Raw genomic sequence first — 2,503 nt, 5'->3', positions numbered from 1 at the left:
GCTCGCGGGCGGACGCCGACCCGCCGGTCGCGGCCTGCGCGACGCGCGCGCGCAACTCGCCGACGAGCGCGCGGTTGTGCGCGGCATTGGCGCGGAACGGGTCGCTCTCGGGCAGGACGAGCGTCGGAAGGACGGGCGCGGTCACGCCAAATCCCCCTCCCGCTCGCGGGAGGGGAGCAACAGGCGCCTCACTGCGCCACCGGCGCGTCGTGTCCGATCAGCTCGCGGCCGATCAGCATCCGCCGCACCTCGTTCGTGCCCGCGCCGATGTCGAGCAGCTTGGCGTCGCGCAGGTATCGCTCGACCGGCCAGTCCTTCGTATAGCCCGCGCCGCCCAGCGCCTGGATCGCCTCCAGCGACACCTTCACCGCATTCTCGCTCGCCAGCAGGATCGCGCCGGCGGCGTCGAACCGCGTCGTCCTCCCCGCGTCGCACGAGCGCGCGACCGCGTAGACGTAGGCCCGCGCGGAATTGAGCGCGACGTACATGTCGGCGACCTTCGCCTGCATCAGCTGGAAGCCGCCGACCGCCTGCCCGAACTGCCGCCGCTCGCGCACATAGGGGATCACCGTGTCGAGGCACGCCTGCATGATGCCGAGCTGGATGCCCGCCAGCACCGCGCGCTCATAGTCGAGCCCGCTCATCAGCACGCCCACCCCGCCGTTCAGCGGCCCCATCACGTTCGCCCCGGGCACCTCGCAGTGATCGAACACCAGCTCGGCGGTGGGCGAGCCGCGCATGCCCATCTTGTCGATCTTCTGCCCGATCGAGAAACCGGGCATCCCCGCCTCGATCAGGAAGGCGGTGATCCCGCGCGACCCCTCCCCCGTCTTCGCGTAGACGACCAGCGTGTCGGCGTATGCCGCGTTGGTGATCCAGAACTTGGTGCCGTCGAGCACATAGCCGCCGTCGGTCGGCCGCGCGCGGAGCTTCATCGACACGACGTCGGAGCCCGAACCCGCCTCGGACATCGCCAGGCTGCCGACATGCTCGCCGCTGATGAGCCTGGGGAGATATCTGGCCTTCTGCTCCGCCGAACCCCAGCGGCTGATCTGGTTGACGCACAGGTTGGAGTGCGCGCCGTAGCTGAGCCCGACGGACGCCGACGCGCGGCTCACCTCCTCGATCGCGACGACGTGGTCGAGATAGCCGAGCCCCAGCCCGCCGTCCGCCTCCGCCACGGTGATGCCGTGCAGGCCAAGGTCGCCCATCGCGGGCCACAGCTCGTCGCGCGGGAACCAGTCGTCGGCGTCGATCCGGGCCGCGAGCGGAGCGATCCGATCGGTCGCGAAGCGCCGGGTCGTGTCGCGGATCATCTCCGCGTTCTCGCCCAGCGCGAAGTCGAAATCGGGGGTCAAGCGCCGGATCCTCTGCCGTTTTGTTCTTCCCTGCCGCTAGCACGGCGGCGCGGGCGACGGAATGCGCCGCCGCCCGGGGCCGATCGCGCCGGATCGGCTGGCGTTGCTGACAAATGTTCGCGTGAACGGGATTGCCGTGTTCCGTCGCAAACGCTTATCTAAGTTACAAATAACAACCACGGGTCAGATGCAGACGCCATCCGAGAACCGAATCAGGGACATCGTCGCTCGCCTTCGGGCAGCCACCAGCGACTTGGGCCAGCTTGCGGAGGCCATCGACACCGCACCCCCGATCATGCCGGCCGGTCGGCAGCGGTTCGCGGAAAAGGCCGCGCTGCTGCTGAGACACCGGCAGCTTCGCAAACGCTTCCTGCCCGTCGACCTGTTCCAGGAGCCGGGCTGGGACATGCTGATCGCGGTGTATATCGCCGATCGCAAGGGCCAGCCGGTGAACGTCAAGACGCTGGTGGCCATGGTCGACGCGCCCGCGACGACGGCGCAGCGATGGATCGACCATCTCGACAAGCTGGGGCTGGTGAGCCGCGCCACCGATCCGATGGACCGGCGCCGGATAGAGGTGTCCCTGACCGGCGCCGGACAGGCGGCGATGGAGTCGTACCTCGACGCGATCCCCGAAATCTGAGTCGACGCCAAGATCTCGCCGACCGATGATAGGACCAATCTGACCTGCATCGACGCGATAATGCGGTAATCACTCCCTTTACCAAGACAACGGCAAGTCTACGCCGCTCTTGATAAAGCATGGTCGCCAGAACTAACGACATCCGCTTTGGTTTTATAAGAGTTTCTTTAACGCGCATCGCAAGAAAGGCCGTCGAAAGGGGGCTTTCTTGCGGGGTTTCACAACAGCTCGGTCGATCGCCGGACGGCTTGCCTGCGTCTTCATGGCTGTGGCGACGCTGTTGTGGACGGGCGGGCCGGTATCGGCGCAGACCCGCGCGGGCGCGACGGTCAGCAATGTCGCGCAGGCTTCCGCGACCGTCGGCGGGACCACGACGTCTGCCGCCTCCAACCCGGTATCGTTCGTCGTCGCCGAGCGGCTGGACGTCGCCCTCGCCCGCCGCGGACAGGCCGCGGTGCCGCCGGCGGGAGCGCCGCTCGCCCTTCCCGCGCTGCTGACCAAT

General features: G+C 68.1%; 3 protein-coding genes. 2 read left to right on the top strand and 1 reads right to left on the bottom strand.

Annotation, left to right across the window (positions count from 1 at the left end; genetic code table 11):
* Positions 1-188: 188 nt before the first annotated feature.
* Positions 189-1,316, bottom strand: a complete 1,128-nt coding sequence (locus HUV01_RS14840; RefSeq protein WP_174298970.1) for an acyl-CoA dehydrogenase family protein — start codon at positions 1,314-1,316, stop codon at positions 189-191.
* A gap of 229 nt (positions 1,317-1,545) precedes the next feature.
* Here HUV01_RS14840 and HUV01_RS14835 point away from each other — a divergent pair, with 229 nt between their 5' ends.
* A complete protein-coding gene (locus HUV01_RS14835) occupies positions 1,546-2,001 on the top strand; it encodes a MarR family winged helix-turn-helix transcriptional regulator (RefSeq protein WP_174298969.1) in 456 nt (151 codons plus the stop codon).
* Between the two features lie 268 nt (positions 2,002-2,269).
* Positions 2,270-2,503, top strand: a 234-nt coding sequence (locus tag HUV01_RS14830; RefSeq protein ID WP_217431032.1) for a hypothetical protein, incomplete at its 3' end; no start/stop codon positions are given.

The organism is Sphingomonas bacterium, assembly GCF_903643035.1.
In the GTDB taxonomy this organism is placed as follows: domain Bacteria; phylum Pseudomonadota; class Alphaproteobacteria; order Sphingomonadales; family Sphingomonadaceae; genus Sphingomonas.
Note: the sequence above shows the minus strand (reverse complement) of the source record. Positions and strands in the feature narration are given on the sequence as shown.